The sequence below is a fragment of the Pseudomonas sp. ZL2 genome, assembly GCF_054788455.1.
The window spans coordinates 1-19,815 of the sequence record NZ_JBGOGX010000049.1 but is presented as its reverse complement, the minus strand read 5'-3'; the positions used below and the strand labels follow the sequence as shown (position 1 = coordinate 19,815).

The window sequence follows — 19,815 nt, the reverse complement described above, 5'->3', positions numbered from 1 at the left end:
GGCACAATTGTGCGTACGTCTTTGCGAGTACCCGCCATGAAAGCCCTCCTCTTCACCCTGCTAGGCTGCGCTGTGTTCAGCAGCGGCGCCCAGGCATCCAGCAGCCAGGCCTGGAGCGATCATGAACAACGCGTGCTGCAAAGCTGCATCGCCGCCAGCCAGCTCAAAGAGGTCAAGGCCCTGGGCAAGGCTGCCGAATTCGACGATCGCGTCGGTTACAGCGCCCTGCTGCTCGAAGGCCGCTACCCGCAAAAACACATGAACAACCGCAAGGGCACCGAACTGTGCCTGTTCGATAAAAAGCGCAAGGCTGCTTTCGTCACCGAATGGACACCTGGCCAACCGTGAACAGCGCACCTGCATCCGATATCCGTTTCGACTGCACCGGCTGTGGCAAATGCTGCACCGGCCATCATGTACCCCTGACCCTGGGCGAAGCCCGGCAGTGGGCTGGCGCTGGCGGCCAGGTCATGGTCCTGGTCGAAGCCTTTCTCGCCAACGGCCTGGGCCTGCCGGCAGAACAGCGCGAGCACGCCATGCGCCGCTCCTGGCTGGTGCCCTGCGGCAGCAGCCAGGCCTGGGTGACCATCACCTTCGCCGCCTTCAATCCCGGCCGCTGCCGCAACCTGGATGACGACAACCGTTGCGGCATCTACGAGATCCGCCCGCTGGTGTGCCGTATCTACCCGATGGAAATCAATCCGCACATCCCGCTGCGCCCCGAAGCCAAGGACTGCCCGAGCGAAGCCTGGCAAAGCGGCCCGGCGCTGATTCACGGCAATCAGTTGGTGGATAAGCGCCTGGCCGAACTGATCGAGCGCTCGCGCCAGGCCGACCGCGACGATATCCGCGCCAAGCTCGCCATCTGCCAGGCGCTGGGCATCGACGTCAGCGCGCTGAAAGGCAATGGCTTTACCGCTTACCTGCCCGACATCGCGGCGCTGGAGCAAGCCCTGCAGCAACCACAGCTGGACCAGCCTGTGGCGCCGTGGACGTTGCACGTCGTCGATCCGGCCTTGAGTGCCGAACTTGAGGCCTGCGGTGCGCAGGTGCGCAGCGAACCGGGCACCTACTACAGCTTCATCGGTTTCTGAACTGCCCTACTGGCAGCGCCGCCAGAATTCATCCGCCAGCCGGCGCAGGTCCTGCGCCAGCCCGGCCACATCAGTGGCGCTCAGATGGCTCTGCTGGCCGACCTGCACGGTGGCTTCGCTGGCCTGGCGGATGCTGATGATGTTGCGGTTGATGCTCTCGCTGACCTGGCTTTGCTGCTCCACTGCCGCAGCAATCTGCAGGCTCATTTCACTGATCTGGTTGACCCGCAGGCTGATGCCGTCCAGGGCACTGGCGGCGCGCTGGGCCTGCTCGACACTGTGCCCGGCATGTTCGCTGCTCTGCTGCATGACCTGCACTGCTTCACGCGCGCCATTTTGCAAGGCGCTGATCATCCGCTGGATTTCGTGGGTCGACTGCGCGGTGCGCTGGGCCAGGCCGCGTACCTCGTCGGCGACCACGGCAAAACCGCGGCCCTGATCACCGGCCCGGGCCGCTTCGATGGCGGCATTGAGGGCCAGCAGGTTGGTCTGCTCGGCAATGCCGCGAATCACCTCCAGCACCCCGGTAATCTCGCTGCTGTGGCTTTCCAGATTGTGGATAACTTCAGTGGCCGAGTTCAACGAGTTGGCCAGGTTCTGGATGGCGCTGCGGTTGAGGTCAACCAACTGATGCCCGGCCTGGGTTTCACCCTCGGCCTGGTCGGCGGCCTGGGAGGCCTGCTGGGCGCTGCTGGCAACCTGGGCAACGCTGGCGGCCATCTGATTGATCGCGGTGGCCACCTGATCGGCTTCGCTCTGTTGTTCCAGGCTGTTGCTGTGGCTGCTTTGCAGCGACTGGGCAAGCGTGCCGGTATGCCCGGCCAGGCGCCGCGAGGTGTCGCCGATACGCCCGACCACCGCGCCCAACTGGCCCTTGAGCATGCGCAGGGCGAAGTCGATCTGGCCGATACCGTCGCGCCGGCCGGTGTACAACTGCTGGCTCAGGGGGTTGTCGGCGATGGCCTGGGCCTGGACGCGCAAGCGCTCGAGCGGGCGCAAGGCAATGAAGATCATCAAGGCCGCCAGGCCACTGGCCAGGATCAGCTCCAGCGCACCTTGCCATGGCAGGGCCGGCAATAGCAGCCGGCTGAATGCGAACACCGCCGCCAGCGCCAGGGTCACCCCGCCCCACAGTTGCCAGGCCAATCCAACCACCGGCAAACGCTGCCACCAGCGACTTCGGCCACTGCGCATCTGGGCGTAGCAGCGCTCGGCGGCCTCGACCTGCTCGGCACTGGGCTTGGTCCGCACCGACTGATACTCCACGGCCTGGCCGTTACTGGAAATCGGCGTGACGAAGGCGCTGACCCAATAGTGATCGCCGTTCTTGCAACGGTTCTTCACCAGGCCCATCCACGAGCGGCCGCTCTTTAGCGTCTGCCACATCTGCGCGAAGGCCTGGGGCGGCATGTCCGGGTGGCGGACGATATGGTGGGCGCTGCCTATCAACTCTTCGCGGGTAAAGCCACTGACCTTGACGAAGTCGTCATTGGCATAGGTGATCTGGCTGGTCAGGTCAGTGGTGGAAAGGATATTGGCGTCACCGGGATAATCCACATTGCGACCGGTCACAGGCAAATTGCTCTTCATCGGAGGCACTCGTTATTGTCGGGAGAATCGGCAGGGCGTACGACTCTAGTGGCAATTTATTGCGCAATCTTGATCCAGCGCAGGATATTGGCACTTGGCCATTACCGCTGATTCCAGGCAGGACTGGCCTTATCGCGGGTCAAGCCCGCTCCTACGGGGGATGTGTACGCCGAACCTGTCCGCGCTGTCAGTTAGCGGTCACTCTGCTGACCTGATTGAGCAGCTATAACGCTAAATACTCACCCCTGCGCCCGCGGTGCCCTGCAAGCATGCGAATCAAGCCTCGTTCCCTCGTTATCTGCGCCCTGCTCATCGCCCTGGCAGGCACCGCCCTGTGGCTGGTGAACCGGCCTGGCAAGGAAAACTCCACCACCGCCGCCGCTATCCCGGTGCGCATCGTCAGCGTCAAGCAGCAGGACGTACCGCGCTTTGTCAGCGGCATCGGTTCGGTGCTATCGCTCCACAGCGTAGTGATTCGCCCGCAGGTCGAGGGGGTGCTGACCCGCGTGCTGGTCAAGGAAGGCCAGGCGGTCAAGCAGGGCGACCTGCTGGCAACCATCGACGACCGCTCGATTCGCGCCAGCCTCGAACAGGCCAAGGCGCAACTGGGCCAGAGCCAGGCGCAGTTGCAGGTGGCCGAAGTCGACCTCAAGCGCTACCGCCTGCTGAGTACCGACAACAGCGTCTCAAAGCAGACCCTCGACCAGCAGCAGGCGCTGTTCAACCAGCTCAAGGCCACGGCGCTGGGCAACCAGGCGGCGATTGACGCCGCCCAGGTGCAACTCTCCTATACCCAGATTCGCTCCCCGGTCAGCGGCCGGGTAGGTATTCGCAATGTGGATGAAGGCAACTTCCTGCGCGTCGCCGATGCCCAGGGGCTGTTCAGCGTTACCCAGATCGACCCGATCGGCGTCGAGTTCTCGCTGCCTCAGCAGTTGCTGCCGACCCTGCAAGGCCTGCTCGCCGCGCAAACCCCAGCCGTGGTGCAAGCCTATCTGGAAGGCGACGGCGACAGCGGCGGCACGCTGCTGGGCGAAGGCAAGCTGACCCTGATCGACAATCAGGTGGCGGCCAACACCGGCACCATCCGGGTCAAGGCCGAGTTCGCCAACCCCGACGCGCGGCTGTGGCCCGGGCAACTGGTGACCCTGAAGCTGCAAACCGCGCTGGATCAAAAAGCCCTGGTAGTACCGCCGCAGGTGGTGCAACGCGGCATCGACGGCCATTACGTGTACCGCCTCAATGGCAACAAGGTCGACAGCATACCGGTCAAGGTGCTGTACCAGGACAGCGTGCTGAACATCATTGCCGGGGTCGAGGTCGGCGACCCGTTGGTGTCCGACGGCCAGTCGCGGCTCAAGCCCGGCGCGCACGTTGAAGTGGCGCCTGATGCGCCGCCGGTGGAAGACGTGGCCAGCGGCAAGGAACGGCCATGAACCCGCGCGGCTCGATTTCCGCCTGGTGCATCGACCGCCCGGTCGCCACCCTGCTGCTGACCTTCGCCCTGCTGCTGCTCGGGATCATTGCCTTTCCGCGCCTGCCGGTGGCACCACTGCCGGAAGCCGATTTCCCGACCATCCAGGTCACTGCGCAACTGCCCGGCGCCAGCCCGGAAACCATGGCTTCGTCGGTAGCAACGCCGCTGGAAGTGCAGTTCAGCGCCATCCCCGGCATGACCCAGATGACCTCAAGCAGCGCCCTGGGCTCGACCAACCTGATCCTGCAATTCACCCTCGACAAGAGCATCGACACCGCCGCCCAGGAAGTTCAGGCAGCGATCAACACCGCCACCGCGCGCCTGCCCCAGGACATGCCCAGCCCGCCGACCTGGCGCAAGGTCAACCCGGCCGACAGCCCGGTGTTGATCCTCACCGTCAGCTCGGCGCAGATGCCGGCCAACGAACTCAGCGACTACGCCGAAACCCTGCTGGCCCGCCAGTTGAGCCAGATCGACGGGGTCGGCCTGATCAACATCACCGGGCAACTGCGCCCGGCGATTCGCGTGCAGGCCCAACCAGAGAAACTCGCAGCATTGGGCCTGACCCTGGCCGACCTGCGCCAGGCCATCCAGCAAACCAGCCTGAACCTGGCCAAGGGCGCGCTGTACGGGCAGAACAGCGTGTCGACCATCGCCACCAACGACCAGTTGTTCCACCCCGAGGAATACGCCCAGTTGATCGTCTCGTACCGCGACGGCGCGCCGGTGCACCTGCAGGATGTCGCCAAGGTCATCAACGGTGCCGAAAACGCTTACGTCAAAGCCTGGTCCGGCGAGCAGCAGGGCCTGAATCTGGTGGTGTTCCGCCAGCCCGGGGCGAACATCGTCGATACCGTCGACCGGGTCATGGAGGCCTTGCCCGGCCTTGAGCAGATGCTGCCGGCGGCGGTGCAGGTGTCGGTGCTCAACGACCGCACCCAGACCATCCGCGCGTCGCTGCGCGAGGTGGAGATCACCCTGATGATCGCCGTGCTGCTGGTGATCGGGGTGATGGCGCTGTTCCTGCGTCAATGGTCGGCGACCCTGATCGTTTCCAGCGTGCTCGGCGTGTCGCTGGTCGCAAGCTTCGCCCTGATGTACCTGTTCGGCTTCAGCCTGAACAACCTGACCCTGGTGGCCATCGTCATCTCCGTGGGCTTCGTGGTCGATGATGCAATCGTGGTGGTGGAAAACATCCACCGCCACCTGGAAGCCGGCGACAGCATGCGCGAGGCGGCGATCAAGGGCTCGGGCGAGATCGGCTTTACCGTGGTGTCGATCAGCTTCTCGCTGATTGCCGCGTTCATTCCGCTGCTGTTCATGGGCGGGGTGGTCGGTCGGCTGTTCAAGGAGTTCGCCCTCACCGCCACTTCGACCATCCTGATTTCCGTGGTGGTGTCGCTGACGTTGGCGCCGACCCTCTGCGCCCTGTTCATGCGCCGCCCGCAGCACAACGCGCATGACACCCCCAGCCGCCTGCTCGGCTGGTACGAGCGCGGGCTGGTCAAGGCCCTGGCCCACCAGCGGCTGATGCTGGGGATCTTCGGCCTGACCCTGGCGCTGGCGGTGATCGGTTACGTGGCCATTCCCAAGGGCTTTTTCCCGGTGCAGGACACCGGCTTCGTGCTCGGCACCAGCGAGGCGGCGGCCGATGTGTCCTACCCGGACATGCTCGAGAAACACAAAGCGCTGGCCAGGATCGTCGAAGCCGACCCTGCAGTACGGGCCTTCTCCCACGCCGTCGGGGTCACCGGCAGCAACCAGACCATTGCCAACGGCCGCTTCTGGATTGCCCTCAAGGACCGCGGTGATCGCGACGTGTCGGCCAGCGAGTTCATCGACCGCCTGCGGCCGAAACTGGCTAAGGTGCCGGGCGTGGTCCTGTACCTGCGCGCCGGCCAGGACATCAACTTGAGCTCCGGGCCGAGCCGCAGCCAGTACCAGTACGTGCTCAAGAGCAACGACGGCCCGGCGCTGAACCTCTGGACCCAGCGCCTGACCGAACGCCTGAAGGCCAACCCGGCCTTTCGCGACCTGTCCAACGACCTGCAGCTGGGCGCCAGCGTCACCCACATCGACATCGACCGCAAGGCCGCGGCGCGTTTCGGCCTGACCACCACCGACGTCGACCAGGCGCTGTACGATGCCTTCGGCCAGCGGCAGATCAGCGAATTTCAGACCGAGACCAACCAGTACAAGGTGATCCTCGAACTCGACGCCCGCCAGCGTGGCAAGGCCGAAAGCCTCAACTACTTCTACCTGCGCTCACCGCTGAGCGGTGAGATGGTGCCACTGTCGGTGCTGGCCAAGGTCGCGCCACCGAGCACCGGGCCGCTGTCGATTGCCCATGACGGCCTGTTCCCGGCCGCCAACCTGTCGTTCAACCTGGCCCCCGGCGTCGCCCTCGGCGATGCGGTGCAGATCCTCGAGCGCACCCAGCGCGAACTGGGCATGCCCGACTCGATCATCGGCACCTTCCAGGGCGCGGCCCAGGCCTTCCAGAGTTCGCTGTCGAGCCAGCCGTGGCTGATCCTCGCGGCGCTGGTGGCGGTGTACATCATCCTCGGCGTGCTCTACGAGAGTTTCGTCCATCCGCTGACCATCATCTCCACCCTGCCCTCGGCCGGGCTCGGCGCCCTGGCGCTGCTGTGGCTGTCGGGCCAGGACTTCTCGATCATGGGCCTGATCGGCATCGTGCTGTTGATCGGCATCGTCAAGAAGAACGGCATCCTGCTGATCGACTTCGCCCTCGACGCCCAGCGCCATCAGGGCCTGAGCCCCGAAGAGGCGATCCACAAGGCCTGCCTGACGCGTTTTCGGCCGATCATGATGACCACCCTCGCCGCCCTGCTCGGCGCCGTGCCGCTGATGTTCGGCATCGGCGCCGGCGCCGAACTGCGCCAGCCGCTGGGCATTGCCGTGGTCGGCGGGCTGCTGGTCAGCCAGGCCCTGACACTGTTCACCACACCGGTCATATACTTGGCCCTGGAGCGCCTGTTCCACCGGCGCCAGATGGCCGTGACCCTGGCGCAAACCGATGCCCGTTGAGAGCCGATCATGCGTGTGCTGATTATCGAAGATGAAGCAAAAACCGCCGACTACCTGCACCGCGGCCTGAGCGAGCAAGGCTTTACCGTAGACCTGGCGCGCGACGGTATCGATGGCCTGCACATGGCGTTGGAAGGTGACTACGCGGTGATCGTCCTCGATGTGATGCTCCCGGGCCTCGACGGTTACGGCGTGCTGCGCGCCCTGCGCGCGCGCAAGCAGACGCCGGTGATCATGCTCACCGCCCGCGAGCGGGTCGAAGACCGCATTCATGGCCTGCGCGAAGGCGCCGACGACTACCTGGGCAAGCCGTTTTCCTTCCTTGAACTGGTCGCCCGCCTGCAGGCCCTGACCCGTCGCGGCGGCGCCCATGAGCCGGTGCAGATCCAGGTCGCCGACCTCTGGGTCGACCTTATCAGCCGCAAGGCCAGCCGCGCCGGGCAACGCCTGGAGCTGACCGCCAAGGAGTTCTCGTTGCTCAGCGTGCTGGCCCGGCGGCACGGTGAAATCCTGTCCAAGACGGCCATCGCCGAGCTGGTCTGGGATATCAATTTCGACAGCGACGCCAACGTCGTCGAGGTAGCGATCAAGCGCCTGCGCGCCAAGCTTGACGGCCCTTTCGAAACCAAACTGCTGCACACCATAAGGGGCATGGGCTATGTTCTGGAAAACCGTGCCGACTAACTCCATCGCCCTGCGCCTGAGCGCGCTGTTCACCCTGGTCGCGCTGGGCGTGTTCCTGCTGATCGGCACGGCGCTGTACAAGCAGGTCGACCGCAGCCTCGACCTGCTGCCCACCGCAGAGCTTGAAGCGCGCTTCAGCGTGCTGGAGTCATCGCTGACCCGCTACGACACCCGCGAGCACTGGCTGAAGATCACCAACAAGCTCAACCTGCTCAGCGAAGAAGACCGGCGCATCCGCTTCTGGGTGGTGAGCGGCGCCAGCCCGTTCGAATACGGCCAACCCGACGCCAGCCTCCGCAACTTCGCCCAGGGCCCGCTGGGCATGCGCGACCTGCACCTGGCCGGCAGCCCCTATCCGTACAAGGTGCTGGTCAGCGAACTGCCGGCCATGGGCACGCGGCCGGCCCTGCGCTTTTTGATTGGCATCGACACCGAGACCTTCTGGCACACCCAGCACACCTTGCTGGTGGCAATCATCAGCCTGTCGGTGTTCGGCGTGGTGCTGGCCTCGTTGCTCGGTTACTGGGTCGCGCGGGTTGGCCTGCGGCCGCTGCTGGCGCTCTCGGCCGAAGCCCAGAAGCTGGCGCCACCGCGCCTGAGCGGGCGCCTGCAACTGGCCGACCTGGCGCCGGAGCTGGCGCAGTTCGCCAGCGCCTTCAACTCGACCCTGGAACGCGTCGACCTGGCCTACAGCCGCCTGGAAGCCTTCAACGCCGACGTCGCCCATGAACTGCGCTCGCCATTGACCAACCTGATCGGCCAGACCCAGGTGGCCCTGACCCGTGGGCGCAGTGCCGAGCACTACTTCGAGGTGCTGCAATCGAACCTCGAGGAACTGGAACGCCTGCGCAGCATCATCAACGACATGCTGTTCCTCGCCAGCGCCGACCAGGGCAGCAAGGCCACGGCGCTGACCTCCACCTCGCTTGCCGAAGAAGTGGCGACCACTCTCGACTACCTGGATTACATCCTCGAAGACGCGCACATCCGCGTGCAGGTCAGTGGCGATGCCCAGGCGCGGATCGAAAAGGCCCAGTTGCGCCGGGCGTTGATCAACCTGCTGAACAACGCGGTGCAGCACACCCTGCCCGAGCAGGTGATCCAGGTGCGCATCGAGGAGCAGGATGGCCAGGTGAGTATCGCCGTGAGCAACCCGGGGCCGGCGATTGGCGAGGAGCACCTGGCGATGCTGTTCGAGCGCTTCTACCGGGTGGATGCGGCGCGCAGCAACAGTGGCAGTGGCAACCACGGGCTGGGCCTGGCGATCGTCAAGGCGATTGCGCTGATGCACGGCGGCAGTGTGTTTGTGCGCAGCCAGGCGGGGGCCAATACCTTCGGGATCTTGTTGCCGGCTTGAGGGCCTCATCGCCGGCAAAGCCGGCTCCCACAATAGATCGGTGCACGCCACTCCTGTGGGAGCTGGCCTTGCCAGCGATGGGCTGCGAAAGCAGCCCCCGGTCAACTATTACCTTTGACGCAACAGTGCTTATCCCAAAAGTCACTGTTTCCCCCACCCATTTCCGACTAATTTACTCAGACCTAATTCACTCTTGCCAAGCAAGAAGGTTATTGCAAATGTCCAACAGTATGGGTGTTGCCAGCGTATTCGTCCTGTCGTCCCTGTTGCTGTCGCCACTGGCCATGGCTGAAGAATCCCAGGCCTTTGTTGCCCGAAATGCCGAGCGTGCCGCCGTCCTCCAGGAAGCCATCGCCGCACAGAAGTCCGAGCAGGCGCAAAGCCTGGAACAGACCGCTTCCAAGGCTGATGCGAGTGACGCCTCCGAAAGCTGATCGGCCCACGTTCCACCCCTTCGACTCCCTCGATGGCCGCACAGGTGACTTGAGCGCCTGTGCGGTTGTCTTTCAAAGCCGCTGCCGATCAGCGGCTTTTTTTTCGTGTGTCGAAAAGTGCCAGCGCTCTGGCTCGTTTGTTCATGACAAGACCGTCTTTCGCACAATAAAAACTGCCGTACATTCACCCCAAGGAGTCCACACCGGTGAACACTGCTTTACGCTTCACCCCGCTGTTCGTTGCATTGGCTGCAACGATGCCCTTCACCGCCCAGGCCGACGAGGAAAAGGCCGAAGGTTTTATCGAAGGGTCGAGCCTCAACGTGCACGCACGCAACTACTACCTGAACCGCAACCAGCTGCTGCCAGGTGTGCGTGACAACCGCGAATGGGGTCAGGGTTTTCTCGGCAAGTTCGAATCGGGCTACACTCCGGGCACGGTCGGGTTCGGCCTCGATGCCTACGCCATGCTCGGGCTGAAACTCGACGGCGGCGGCGGTACCTCGGGCTCGAGCATTTTGCCGATCAACACCAAGGGTGATGGCGAACCGGGCAAGGCCCATGATTCGTTCTCCACGGCCGGTGCTGCGCTCAAGCTCAAGGCGTTTGACACCGTGCTCAAGGCCGGCGACCTGTTCCTCACCAACCCGGTGATCGCCGGGGGCGAGTCGCGCATGCTGCCGCAGACCTTCCGCGGCGTCAGCGTCACCAACAACAGCTTTGACGGGGTGATGCTCGAAGCCGGCCAGGCCAGCTTCACCAAGCCTTACAACCAGAGCGGCCATCGGCGCATCAACACCTTCTACAGCAAGTTGCAGGACGAGCGCGACAGCCGCCACCTGAACTGGGCCGGCGTGGCCTGGAGCGGCGTGCCGAACCTGACCTCGAGCCTGTATGCCGCCGAGCTCGAGGACATCTGGAACCAGTACTACTTCGACGTTGACTACACCTGGCAGGTCAACGAGCTGGTCAGCCTCAACCCCGGCCTGCACTTCTATCACACCCAGGACACCGGTCAGGCGCTGCTCGGGCACATCGACAACAACACCTACAGCCTGCATTTCACCGTCAACGTCGGCTACAACAGCCTTACCGCGGTGTACCAGCGGGTCAACGGCAACACGCCGTTCGACTACATCAACCAGGGTGACAGCATCTTCCTGGACAACTCGCAGATCTACTCGGACTTCAACGGCCCCAACGAGCGCTCGTGGAAGCTCAAGTACGCCTATGACTTCGCCGGTGCCGGGATCCCGGGCCTGAGCTCGGTGGTGTCCTACTCGCGCGGTGAGCTGGACATGAGCAAGGTCGACCCCAATAGCGTCGGCTACGGCCACTGGTACAACGCCGACGGCGAGAACGCCCAGCACTGGGAACGCGACGTCGACCTGCGGTACGTATTCCAGGAAGGCCAGCTCAAGGACCTTTCGGTGCTGCTGCGCTGGGCTTCGCACCGTGGCACCCAGGGCTACTCGCATATCGACAACGATGTCGATGAGTACCGTGTGATCGTTGACTACCCGCTGAACATTTTCTGATCGGCAATGCAGGAGCGAGCTTGACTCGCGATGCGATGTGCCTGGCCCATTGCAATCGCCGGGCAAGCCCGCTCCTGCATTCGTCAGACGACACGATTAAATCCTTGTCCGACAATCCCCAGGCCCCTAGAATACGGCCGCCGCGCAGTAATACCGCACTTTCCAGACGGTCTTCGGCATCAGTGACCATGACGTTGCCCACCCGATCCCAGCGATCCACCCTGTACAAGTCTCATCCGGAGCTGATCCTCAATCTGGGCAGTTGCCTCGCGGTGCTCGCCATCGTTGCCATTGTCACCTTCCTGTTGATGCGCGAACGCAGCAGCGTCGAACAGGCCGCCGCACGCTCGGCCAGCAACATCGTGCAACTGATCGAAAGCGACATCGTGCGCAATGTCGAACTCTATGACCTCTCGCTGCAAGGCCTGATCTGGGCCGTACAGCGCCCGGAACTGCTCGCCGTACCCGCCGAGCTGCGCCAACAGATTCTCTTCAACCAGGCCGTTACCGCACCGGTACGCGGCGATATCCTCTGGCTCGATGCCACGGGCAATGTAGTCGCCGACTCCACCAGCGCCATCCCGCGCCAGGCCAATTTCGCCGACAGCAAAGACTTCCTGCAGCACCGCAACAACCCCAACCTGGGCCTGCTGATTGGCCAGCCATTCAAGGCGCGGCTGGGCGACCTGGACTGGTGCATCAGCTTCAGCCGGCGCATTTCCGGGCCCAACGGTGAGTTTCTCGGGGTTGCTGCCGGCGCCTTGCGCCTGTCGTACTTCAGCACGCTGTTCCAGCGTCTAGATATCGGCAGCGACAGCAGCATCAACCTGATGAACACCGATGGCGCCCTGCTGGTGCGCCAGCCGGGCACGCCCGACGAACCGCGCATCGGCCAGAACTACAGCGACCGGCCGAATTTTCAGCGCATGCGCGCGGATGTCAGCGGCACCTTTGCCGGCGTCTCCACCCGCACCGGCAAAGAACGGCTGTTTACTTTTGCCCGGGTCGGCGACTTGCCGCTGATCGTTATCGTCGCCCACTCCGCCGACGAAGTCTTCGAGTCGTGGCGGCGCACGGCCTTGCTGGTCAGCGTGGCCACCGGTGTGCTGTGCATCGGCATTCTCTGGCTGACCTTGCTGCTGGGCCGCGAATTGCGCCGCCGGCAGAGCGCCGAACAAGGCCTGGCCGCCCTCGCCGCCACCGACAGCCTGACTGGCCTCGCCAATCGCCGGCGCCTGGACCAGGTACTGCGCCAGGAATGGGCACGCAGCCAGCGCAATGCCCGGCCGCTGGCAGTGCTGATGGTCGATGTCGATCACTTCAAGGCGTTCAACGATCGCCATGGTCATCCGGGCGGTGATGCCGCCTTGCGCCAAGTGGCCACAACAATAGCCAGCAGCATCCGCCGCCCGGCCGACCTGGCCGCGCGCTACGGTGGCGAGGAGTTTCTGGTGGTGTTGCCGGAGACCGAACTGGCAGGGGCGCGGTTGTTGGCTGAGCGTATTCGCGCGGCAGTCGAAGCGCTGCCGCCGTTTGGCGATGACACGGCGCCGGTCACCGTGAGCATCGGCATCGGTTGCCACACGCCAGGCACCCAGCAAGATCTTCAGACCTTGCTGGGCGCTGCCGATGAGGCGCTTTACCGTGCCAAGGGCAACGGTCGCAACCGGGTCGAAGCCGCCGCTTAAGAGCGGGCGCGAGCCTCGTTGCGCAGGGCCTTGACCTGGTCATGGTTGCGCTGCACGCCATGGTACTGACGCTCAACCAGGGCATAGACCTCACTGCTTGGCAGGGTGTTGAGGCGGGCCAGTTTTTCCAGGGCGTCCTTGTAGGCTTTCAGGGCATGGTCCTCGCCGCGCTCGACTTCGTTGAGCACAGCGGCTTCATCCTTGCCGGTGAGCATCGACTTCAGGTTGACCCAGCCACGGTGCAGGTCACCGCTGACACTGGTAGAGGTTTCCGGATCGCCACCGAGGCTGCGCACTTGCTGCTGCAGTTCCGCGGCAGCGGTACCGCATTCGCCAGCACGCTGGATGAAGTAGCTTTTCAGCTGGGGATTCTTCACATCCTCGGCAGAGGTTTTGAAACCCTTTTCGCCATCCTTGCTGAACTCGATCAGTTCGTTGAGAACCGAGACGACTTCTTTGTTGGGGGTAGTCATGACATTGCTCCTTTGCATGAGGGAAGATGCAATAGATCGGAGCAGGGTTCGTGCCAGCCTGATAATTGAGAAAATATCGTTTACTTTCAATGACTTGAAATTAAATGAACTTATGACTTCCACGCGTTCTGCATGAACTGTCCTTTGGCCTTCATGCAGATTGCATGTATGTTGGCCTCATCCTTTCAAAGAACAGCGTTGCCATGAACCCGGAAGCCCTCGTCCTGCTGGTCACCCGTGAAATGCCCTACGGCAAGTACCAGGGCCGGCTGATCGCCGACCTGCCTGGTGATTACCTCAACTGGTTCGCCCGCCAGGGCTTTCCCAAGGGCGAGCTCGGTGGCCTGCTGGCGCTGATGCACGAGGTCGATCACAACGGCCTGAGCGACCTGCTGGTGCCCCTGCGCAAGAAGCACCCGCGACCGCGCAGCTGATCAGGCCTTGGCGGGCTGCACCGCCAGTTCCACCCCTTCACCGCGCTTGAGCACGGCATACACCAGCGCCGTCAGCAGGCTGCCGGCGACGATCGCCAGCACATACAGCAAGGCATGGTTGATCGCATTGGGGATCAGCATGACGAACAGGCCGCCATGGGGCGCCATCAGCTTGCAGCCAAAATACATCGACAAGGCGCCGGTCAGCGCGCCACCGACGACACTGGCCGGGATCACTCGCAGCGGGTCCTTGGCGGCAAACGGAATCGCCCCCTCGGAAATGAAGCACAGGCCCAGCACCAGCGCCGCCTTGCCGGCTTCGCGCTCGCTCTGGGCGAACTTGCGCCGGGCAATGAAGCTGGCGATGCCCAGGCCAATCGGCGGCACCATGCCCGCAGCCATGGTCGCGGCCATCGGTGCATAACTCTGCGAAGCCAACAGCCCGACCGAGAACGCATAGGCCGCCTTGTTGATCGGCCCGCCCAGGTCGACGCACATCATCCCGCCCAGCAACACCCCAAGCAGAATCGCGTTGGTGGTGCCCATGCTGTCGAGAAAATGGGTCAGGCCTTCGAGCATGCCGGCCACCGGTTTGCCGACCACGTAAATCATCACCAGACCAGTGAACAGGCTGGCCAGCAGCGGGATGATCAGGATCGGCTTGAGTGCTTCAAGGCTGCTGGGCAGGCGTGCCCAGCGGCTGATGGCCTTGGCGCTGTAACCGGCGAGAAAGCCTGCGACGATCCCGCCGATAAAACCCGCGCCCAGGGTGCTGGCCAGCAAGCCGCCAATCATCCCCGGCGCCAGCCCTGGGCGGTCGGCAATCGAATAGGCGATGTAACCGGCCAGCAACGGCACCATCAGTTTGAAGGCCGCGTCACCGCCAATCTGCATCAAGGCGGCAGGCAGTGTGCCGGGCTCCTTGTAGGCTTCGATACCGAAGACGAACGACAGCGCGATCAGCAAGCCACCGGCCACCACCATCGGCAGCATGAACGACACGCCGGTGAGCAGGTGCTTGTACACGCCAGTTTTTTCGCTGCGGGCCGGGGCTGCGCTGTCGCCTTGCGCGGCAGCTTCTTCGCGGCCTTCGGCCAGGGCTTTCTTCAGCGTCGCCTGGGCCTGCTTGAGGGCCACGCCGGTGCCGCAGCGGTAGATGCGCTTACCGGCAAACCGCGCAGTGGGCACCTCGATATCGGCGGCCAGCAACACCACATCGGCTTCGGCAATGGCCGCTGCCGACAAGGGGTTACGCGCGCCCACCGAGCCCTGGGTCTCGACGCTGAGCTGGTAGCCCAGTTGCTGCGCCGCCTGCTGCAGGGCTTCGGCGGCCATGAAGGTATGGGCGACGCCAGTCGGGCAGGCGGTGACCGCGACGACTTTGGCGCTGCGCTCGACAGGGGCTGCTACCTGCTCGGCTTCGGGCTGATAGACCACAGCCTTGTCGGCCGCTTCACGCAGAAAATTCTCCACCTCCGTCAGGGCTTGCGCCGGGGTGCTCTGGTACAGGCGCTTGCCGGCGAAACGGCGCAGGTCCAGCGGGCCGGTGTTGATCACCAGCACCCAGTCGGCGGCGGCAATCGCGGCTTCGGATAATTGGCGCTCGGGTTGCTGCGGGTCGTGCACTTCGACGCTGGTGCTCCAGCCCTGGCGCTGGGCTGCCGCTGCCAGCAGGCGCGCGCTGAGCACGCTGGACACCTGGCCATTGGGGCAGGCGGTGACGATGGCAATGTTCATCTGCAACCCTCTTGTTGTTCTTCTGTCAGCTGCACCTGGCTTTCCAGCTGCGCCAGTTGCGCCCGGTCATTGATGCCGAAGCCGATCTGGGTCACCGCCTGGGCGGCAATCGCCGTGGCCCGGCGCAGGGTTTGCGCAGGGCTATCGGCGCTCAGCAAGCCATGGACCATGCCCGCCAGCAGCGAGTCACCGGCACCGACGGTACTGGCTACCTTGACCTTGGGCGGCACGGCGCCGAGGGCGCTGCCCTGGCGGAACCAGTTGACGCCCTGCTCGCCCTGGGACACCACCACATGCTCGACGCCCTGGCCGATCAAGCGGGTCGCCGCTTGTTGCTGCTGGGCAAAGTCATGCACAGCGCTGCCCAGCACTTCACCCAGCTCGTCGGTGTTCGGCTTGACCAGCCACGGTGCGCAGGCAAGCCCGGCACGCAAGGCTTCGCCGCTGCTGTCCAGGGCCACTTTCAGGCCCATGGCCTTGAGCCGGGCCAGAAGCATCTGCAGCCACTGCGGGCTGATGCCCCGCGGCAAGCTGCCAGCGACCACCACCGCAGCGTGGCCGGGGGCGATCTGCTCCAGGCGGGTCAGCAGTTCCAGGCGCGCTTGCTCATCGACCTGCGGGCCGGGACCGTTGATATCGGTGACCTGGCCACTGGCTTCGACCAGTTTGATGTTGCAACGGGTCTCGCCTGCCACCCGCACGAAACAATCGGCAAAGCCACGGCGGGCGATCAGGGCCTCGAACGGCGCCAGGTTGTCGCGGCCGAGAAAGCCGCCCACGGTCACGCTATGGCCGAGGTCGGCCAGCACCTGGGCAACGTTCAGGCCCTTGCCGGCGGCGTGGCTGTGCTGCGCCTGGCTGCGGTTGACCTGACCTGCCTGCAGACTGTCGAGGCTGACGGTGAGGTCCAGCGCCGGGTTCAGGGTCAGGGTCAGTATCTTGGCCATCAACGGGTCTCCACCAGTGCCCGCACTGCGCCGGCACTGCCCTGCAGCAACGCTTGGCGCGCCAGCTGCCGGGCATGTTCAAAATTCAGTTCACGTACTTCGGCTTTCACCTCGGCAATGCTCCTTGCCGCAACGCTCAGCTCATCGACGCCAAGGCCGAGCAACAGCGCCACCGCCTGCGGATCGGCCGCCAGCTCGCCGCACACCCCGACCCACTTGCCATGGGCATGGGCGGCGCGCACGGTGATGTCGATCAGCTGCAGCACCGCCGGGTGCAGGCCGTCGGCTTGCGCCGAGAGGCTCGGGTGGCCGCGGTCGATGGCCAGGGTGTACTGGGTCAGGTCGTTGGTACCGATGCTGAAGAAGTCCACTTCCTGGGCCAGTACCGGCGCCAGCAAGGCGGCCGACGGCACCTCGATCATGATCCCCAGCTGCAGGTCGCTGACGGCGATTTCCTCGCGCAGGCGCTCGACCATGGCCCGGGCCTGGCGCCACTCTTCGAGCTGGCCGACCATCGGGAACATGATCCGCAGCGGCCGGTCGCCGGCGGCCCGCAGCAGGGCACGCAGCTGGCTTTCCATCACGTGCGGGCGTTGCAGGGTCAGGCGAATGCCGCGCACGCCGAGGAAAGGGTTTTCTTCCTTGGCGATCGGCCAGTAGGGCAACGGCTTGTCGCCACCGACATCGAGGGTGCGCACCACCAGCGGCCGACCGGCGAGGCCATCGAGCACGCGGCGGTACTCGGCCTCTTGCACGGCTTCGTCGGGGGCTTGCTGGTGGGCCATGAAAATCAGTTCGGTGCGCAGCAGGCCGACGCCTTCGGCGCCTTGATCAACCACCGCTTCGATCCCGGCGCTTTCACCGATATTGGCGAACACCTCGATGGCATGGCCGTCGCGGGTGATCGCCGGCTCCAGGCGCCGGGCCTTGGCGGCTTGCAGGCGTTGCTCGCGACGGTCACGTTCGGCCAGGGCACGTTCGAGTTCGTCAGCGGCTGGCGCCACGGTCAGGCGACCGCGTTGGCCGTCGAGCAGCAGCGGCGTGCCCGGGGCAATCAGCAGCACGGCATCGCCAGCGCCAACGACGGCAGGGATACCCAGGGCGCGGGCGACGATGGCGCTGTGGGCGGTGGCGCCGCCACGGGCGGTAAGAATCCCGGCCACCCGTTGCGGGTCGAGTCGCGCCACATCCGACGGGCCGACCTCCTCCATCACCAGCACATAAGGCTGCTCCGGCGCCGGCACTTCGGCTTCGCCACACAGTTGGGCCAATACCCGCCGACCGATATCGCGCAGGTCGGCGGCGCGCTCGGCGAGCAGCGCATCATGCAAGGCTTCCTGTTGGCGCGCGGCGGCATCGATCACCGCCATCCACGCCGCCGCCGCGCTTTCGCCCTGGCGCAGGCGCTGGTCGACTTCGTCGCTGAGGTCCGGGTCGGCGAGCATCTCCTGGTGGGTGACGAAAATCTCGCGGATGGCCTTGGCCGGGCTGCGCTGGGTCAGCGCTTCGATTTCGTGGTTCACATTGGCCAGCGCTTGCTGCAGGCGTTGCCGTTCAATCGGCAGCGACTCACCGCGCAGCGGGTAGTCGAACTCGCGCAGCACCTGGATATGCGCCGGGCCACTGGCAATGCCCGGTGCGGCGGCAACGCCCTGGATCAGCGCACCGGCTGCAGGTGCGACAAGCTCAGGCTCGGCCATCACCTCGATGAGCGCCTCGACGACCGGCGCCAGCGCCTCCACCTCTTCGCCCAGGCCCGCTTCAATCGCTGCCAGCAGCGCAGGCAAGGCATCGTTGGCAATGGCTGGTTCAGCGATGATTTCCAGAATCTGCCCACGCCGTGCGCCGAGGCTGAGCAGCTTGCTCAGGCTCTTGGCCGACACTGCGGGCTGGGCGCTGTCGATCAGGCGCAGGCGAATCTCGCCTGCAAAATTTTTCGCCAGTTGCGCCAGCTCCTTGGCCGGGCGCGCATGCAAGCCGTGGGCGTTGGCCAGGCCGATACGCGCGCTCGGCCAGTCGGCGGGCAACTCGCCGCCCAGCACTTCCAGTACGGTGCGGCTGTTGGTGGCGCGGCACAGCTCCTGGCCGCGGCCTTCGATCAACAGCGTGCACAAGCGCTCAAGCAAGGCTTGATGCGCAGCGCCGAGGCTGGCCAGGCAGAACAGGCCATGCACCGGCTGGCCGTTGTGGCGCAGCGGCTGTTGCGGGGTGACGAAGGCCAGGCCCGGCTGGCGCACCGCCTGCTCGCTGTGCAGCCACCACAGGCCCTCGCCCAGCGGCAGCGGATCAACCTGCTGCAACACCCCGGCAAAACCGCCGCCAACGCACTCTGCACGGGTCAGCAAGCGCGCGGCGCGCCACACCAGCTCGTCAAAATCTTCGGCGGGCAGCCCCAGGCCGATCATCTGCGCATCCAGGGCCAGCTCTTGCGGCGCGCCTTGCAGCAACTTGAGCAAGGCTTCGGCGGAGCTGGCGCGGCGCAGGGCTTCGGCCAGGTCAGTCTCGCCCAGGGCGCGGGTCAGCAGTTGCAGCAGGCGCAGGTGTTCATCGGAGCGCGCGGCAATGCCAATGGCCAGGTAGACGATCTGGCCATCGCCCCAGTCCACCCCTTCGGGGAACTGCAACAGGCGCACACCGGTGGCATGCACCAGCTCGCGGGTTTCGGGGGTGCCATGGGGGATGGCAATACCTTGGCCGAGGAAGGTCGAGCCTTGCGCTTCGCGGGCTTGCAGGCCGGCCAGATAGCCGTCGGCAACCAGGCCATCGCTGACCAGGCGCTCGGCCAACAGGTGCAGCGCCGCCGACTTATCCACAGCCGATTGGCCCATGGATATCTGCTCCACGGTGAGCTCGAGCATGACCTTCTCCTTTGCAGCACCAGGTGGGTGCTGAGGTATTGTTGTGAATTGTTCAGCGTAAGGCCAGTTGCAATGGCCCTGTCCAGGCGAATGGATCGGCAGAAAATCGCCTGCTGAAACGTTTAATCTAGATTCACGAGCACGTTACTCGATAATGTGCGATCAATGAAGCCCTGCTTGTCGTATTGCTGGAGCTGCACCGCTCCCACAGGTACTGCGCCAACTCTGTGGGAGCTGGCCTTGCCGGCGATCGAGCGCGAAGCGGTCGCAATCCAGGCACCACCTACTTTGTTGGCTGCACTGGCCTCATCGCTGGCAAGCCAGCTCCCACAGGTACTGCGCCAACTCTGTGGGAGCTGGACTTGCCAGCGATCGAGCGCGAAGCGGTCGCAACCCAAGCGCCACCTACTTTGTTGGCTGCACTGGCCTCATCGCTGGCAAGCCAGCTCCCACAGG

At 64.7% G+C, this 19,815-nt stretch carries 15 protein-coding genes and 1 pseudogene; 10 read left to right on the top strand and 6 right to left on the bottom strand.

The window, feature by feature from the left end:
• Positions 1–36 precede the first annotated feature (36 nt).
• A complete protein-coding gene (locus ABM562_RS22550) occupies positions 37–348 on the top strand; it encodes a hypothetical protein (protein WP_115085350.1) in 312 nt (103 codons plus the stop codon).
• Positions 327–1,094: a YkgJ family cysteine cluster protein gene (locus ABM562_RS22545; protein ID WP_115085349.1), complete on the top strand. Its 768-nt coding sequence runs from the start codon at positions 327–329 to the stop codon at positions 1,092–1,094. Before ABM562_RS22550 ends, ABM562_RS22545 begins: the two co-directional genes overlap by 22 nt.
• A gap of 6 nt (positions 1,095–1,100) precedes the next feature.
• On the opposite strand, the gene ABM562_RS22540 is transcribed toward ABM562_RS22545, so the two are convergent.
• On the bottom strand, positions 1,101–2,144 hold the full coding sequence (locus ABM562_RS22540; RefSeq protein ID WP_415842521.1) for a methyl-accepting chemotaxis protein: 1,044 nt from the start codon (positions 2,142–2,144) through the stop codon (positions 1,101–1,103).
• A 258-nt stretch (positions 2,145–2,402) separates the two neighbouring features.
• Positions 2,403–2,684: pseudogene (locus tag ABM562_RS22535) on the bottom strand (PAS domain-containing protein); the annotation flags it as partial.
• Between the two features lie 269 nt (positions 2,685–2,953).
• Between ABM562_RS22535 and ABM562_RS22530 the strand changes: the two are divergent.
• From ABM562_RS22530 to ABM562_RS22500, 7 genes are all read left to right on the top strand, one after another.
• Positions 2,954–4,120, top strand: a complete 1,167-nt coding sequence (locus ABM562_RS22530; RefSeq protein ID WP_115085347.1) for an efflux RND transporter periplasmic adaptor subunit — start codon at positions 2,954–2,956, stop codon at positions 4,118–4,120.
• On the top strand, positions 4,117–7,209 hold the full coding sequence (locus ABM562_RS22525; RefSeq protein ID WP_460423373.1) for a multidrug efflux RND transporter permease subunit: 3,093 nt from the start codon (positions 4,117–4,119) through the stop codon (positions 7,207–7,209). The genes ABM562_RS22530 and ABM562_RS22525 overlap by 4 nt, the downstream gene beginning before the upstream one ends.
• A 9-nt stretch (positions 7,210–7,218) precedes the next feature.
• A complete protein-coding gene (locus tag ABM562_RS22520; RefSeq protein ID WP_115085345.1) occupies positions 7,219–7,893 on the top strand; it encodes a heavy metal response regulator transcription factor in 675 nt (224 codons plus the stop codon).
• Positions 7,868–9,250 carry a heavy metal sensor histidine kinase gene (locus ABM562_RS22515; RefSeq protein ID WP_115085344.1) on the top strand — a complete coding sequence of 461 codons (1,383 nt, stop codon included), beginning with the start codon at positions 7,868–7,870 and terminating at the stop codon, positions 9,248–9,250. Before ABM562_RS22520 ends, ABM562_RS22515 begins: the two co-directional genes overlap by 26 nt.
• A 218-nt stretch (positions 9,251–9,468) precedes the next feature.
• Positions 9,469–9,684, top strand: coding sequence for a hypothetical protein (locus tag ABM562_RS22510; protein ID WP_115085343.1), 216 nt, complete (start codon positions 9,469–9,471; stop codon positions 9,682–9,684).
• 206 nt (positions 9,685–9,890) lie between these two features.
• Complete coding sequence (locus ABM562_RS22505; protein WP_115085342.1) at positions 9,891–11,222, top strand: OprD family porin; 1,332 nt, start codon at positions 9,891–9,893, stop codon at positions 11,220–11,222.
• Between the two features lie 194 nt (positions 11,223–11,416).
• Entirely contained in the window at positions 11,417–12,910 is a 1,494-nt protein-coding gene (locus ABM562_RS22500) for a GGDEF domain-containing protein (protein WP_134061419.1), read from the top strand.
• Here ABM562_RS22500 and ABM562_RS22495 read toward each other — a convergent pair.
• Entirely contained in the window at positions 12,907–13,383 is a 477-nt protein-coding gene (locus ABM562_RS22495; protein ID WP_115085341.1) for a PA2169 family four-helix-bundle protein, read from the bottom strand. The two genes, ABM562_RS22500 and ABM562_RS22495, sit on opposite strands and share 4 nt — an antisense overlap.
• A gap of 203 nt (positions 13,384–13,586) precedes the next feature.
• Between ABM562_RS22495 and ABM562_RS22490 the strand changes: the two genes are divergently transcribed.
• Positions 13,587–13,817 (top strand): DUF3820 family protein, encoded by a 231-nt coding sequence (locus tag ABM562_RS22490; RefSeq protein ID WP_233674192.1) that lies wholly within the window; start codon positions 13,587–13,589, stop codon positions 13,815–13,817.
• Here ABM562_RS22490 and ABM562_RS22485 read toward each other — a convergent pair whose 3' ends face one another.
• The 3 genes from ABM562_RS22485 to ptsP are packed head-to-tail and all read right to left on the bottom strand — an operon-like array spanning position 13,818 to position 19,359.
• Positions 13,818–15,554, bottom strand: coding sequence for a PTS fructose-like transporter subunit IIB (locus ABM562_RS22485; protein WP_460423369.1), 1,737 nt, complete (start codon positions 15,552–15,554; stop codon positions 13,818–13,820).
• A complete protein-coding gene (pfkB, locus tag ABM562_RS22480) occupies positions 15,551–16,501 on the bottom strand; it encodes a 1-phosphofructokinase (RefSeq protein WP_460423367.1) in 951 nt (316 codons plus the stop codon). Before pfkB ends, ABM562_RS22485 begins: the two co-directional genes overlap by 4 nt.
• Positions 16,501–19,359, bottom strand: a complete 2,859-nt coding sequence (gene ptsP, locus ABM562_RS22475) for a phosphoenolpyruvate--protein phosphotransferase (protein ID WP_460423366.1) — start codon at positions 19,357–19,359, stop codon at positions 16,501–16,503. Before ptsP ends, pfkB begins: the two co-directional genes overlap by 1 nt.
• Between the last annotated feature and the right edge of the window lie 456 nt (positions 19,360–19,815).

Coding starts and splice junctions, on each gene's coding strand:
- ABM562_RS22550 (WP_115085350.1), top strand. CDS start 37: ATGAAAGCCCTCCTCTTCACCCTGCTAGGCTGCGCTGTGTTCAGCAGC.
- ABM562_RS22545 (WP_115085349.1), top strand. CDS start 327: ATGGACACCTGGCCAACCGTGAACAGCGCACCTGCATCCGATATCCGT.
- ABM562_RS22530 (WP_115085347.1), top strand. CDS start 2,954: ATGCGAATCAAGCCTCGTTCCCTCGTTATCTGCGCCCTGCTCATCGCC.
- ABM562_RS22525 (WP_460423373.1), top strand. CDS start 4,117: ATGAACCCGCGCGGCTCGATTTCCGCCTGGTGCATCGACCGCCCGGTC.
- ABM562_RS22520 (WP_115085345.1), top strand. CDS start 7,219: ATGCGTGTGCTGATTATCGAAGATGAAGCAAAAACCGCCGACTACCTG.
- ABM562_RS22515 (WP_115085344.1), top strand. CDS start 7,868: ATGTTCTGGAAAACCGTGCCGACTAACTCCATCGCCCTGCGCCTGAGC.
- ABM562_RS22510 (WP_115085343.1), top strand. CDS start 9,469: ATGTCCAACAGTATGGGTGTTGCCAGCGTATTCGTCCTGTCGTCCCTG.
- ABM562_RS22495 (WP_115085341.1), bottom strand. CDS start 13,383: ATGACTACCCCCAACAAAGAAGTCGTCTCGGTTCTCAACGAACTGATC.
- ABM562_RS22490 (WP_233674192.1), top strand. CDS start 13,587: ATGAACCCGGAAGCCCTCGTCCTGCTGGTCACCCGTGAAATGCCCTAC.
- ABM562_RS22485 (WP_460423369.1), bottom strand. CDS start 15,554: ATGAACATTGCCATCGTCACCGCCTGCCCCAATGGCCAGGTGTCCAGC.
- pfkB (WP_460423367.1), bottom strand. CDS start 16,501: ATGGCCAAGATACTGACCCTGACCCTGAACCCGGCGCTGGACCTCACC.
- ptsP (WP_460423366.1), bottom strand. CDS start 19,359: ATGCTCGAGCTCACCGTGGAGCAGATATCCATGGGCCAATCGGCTGTG.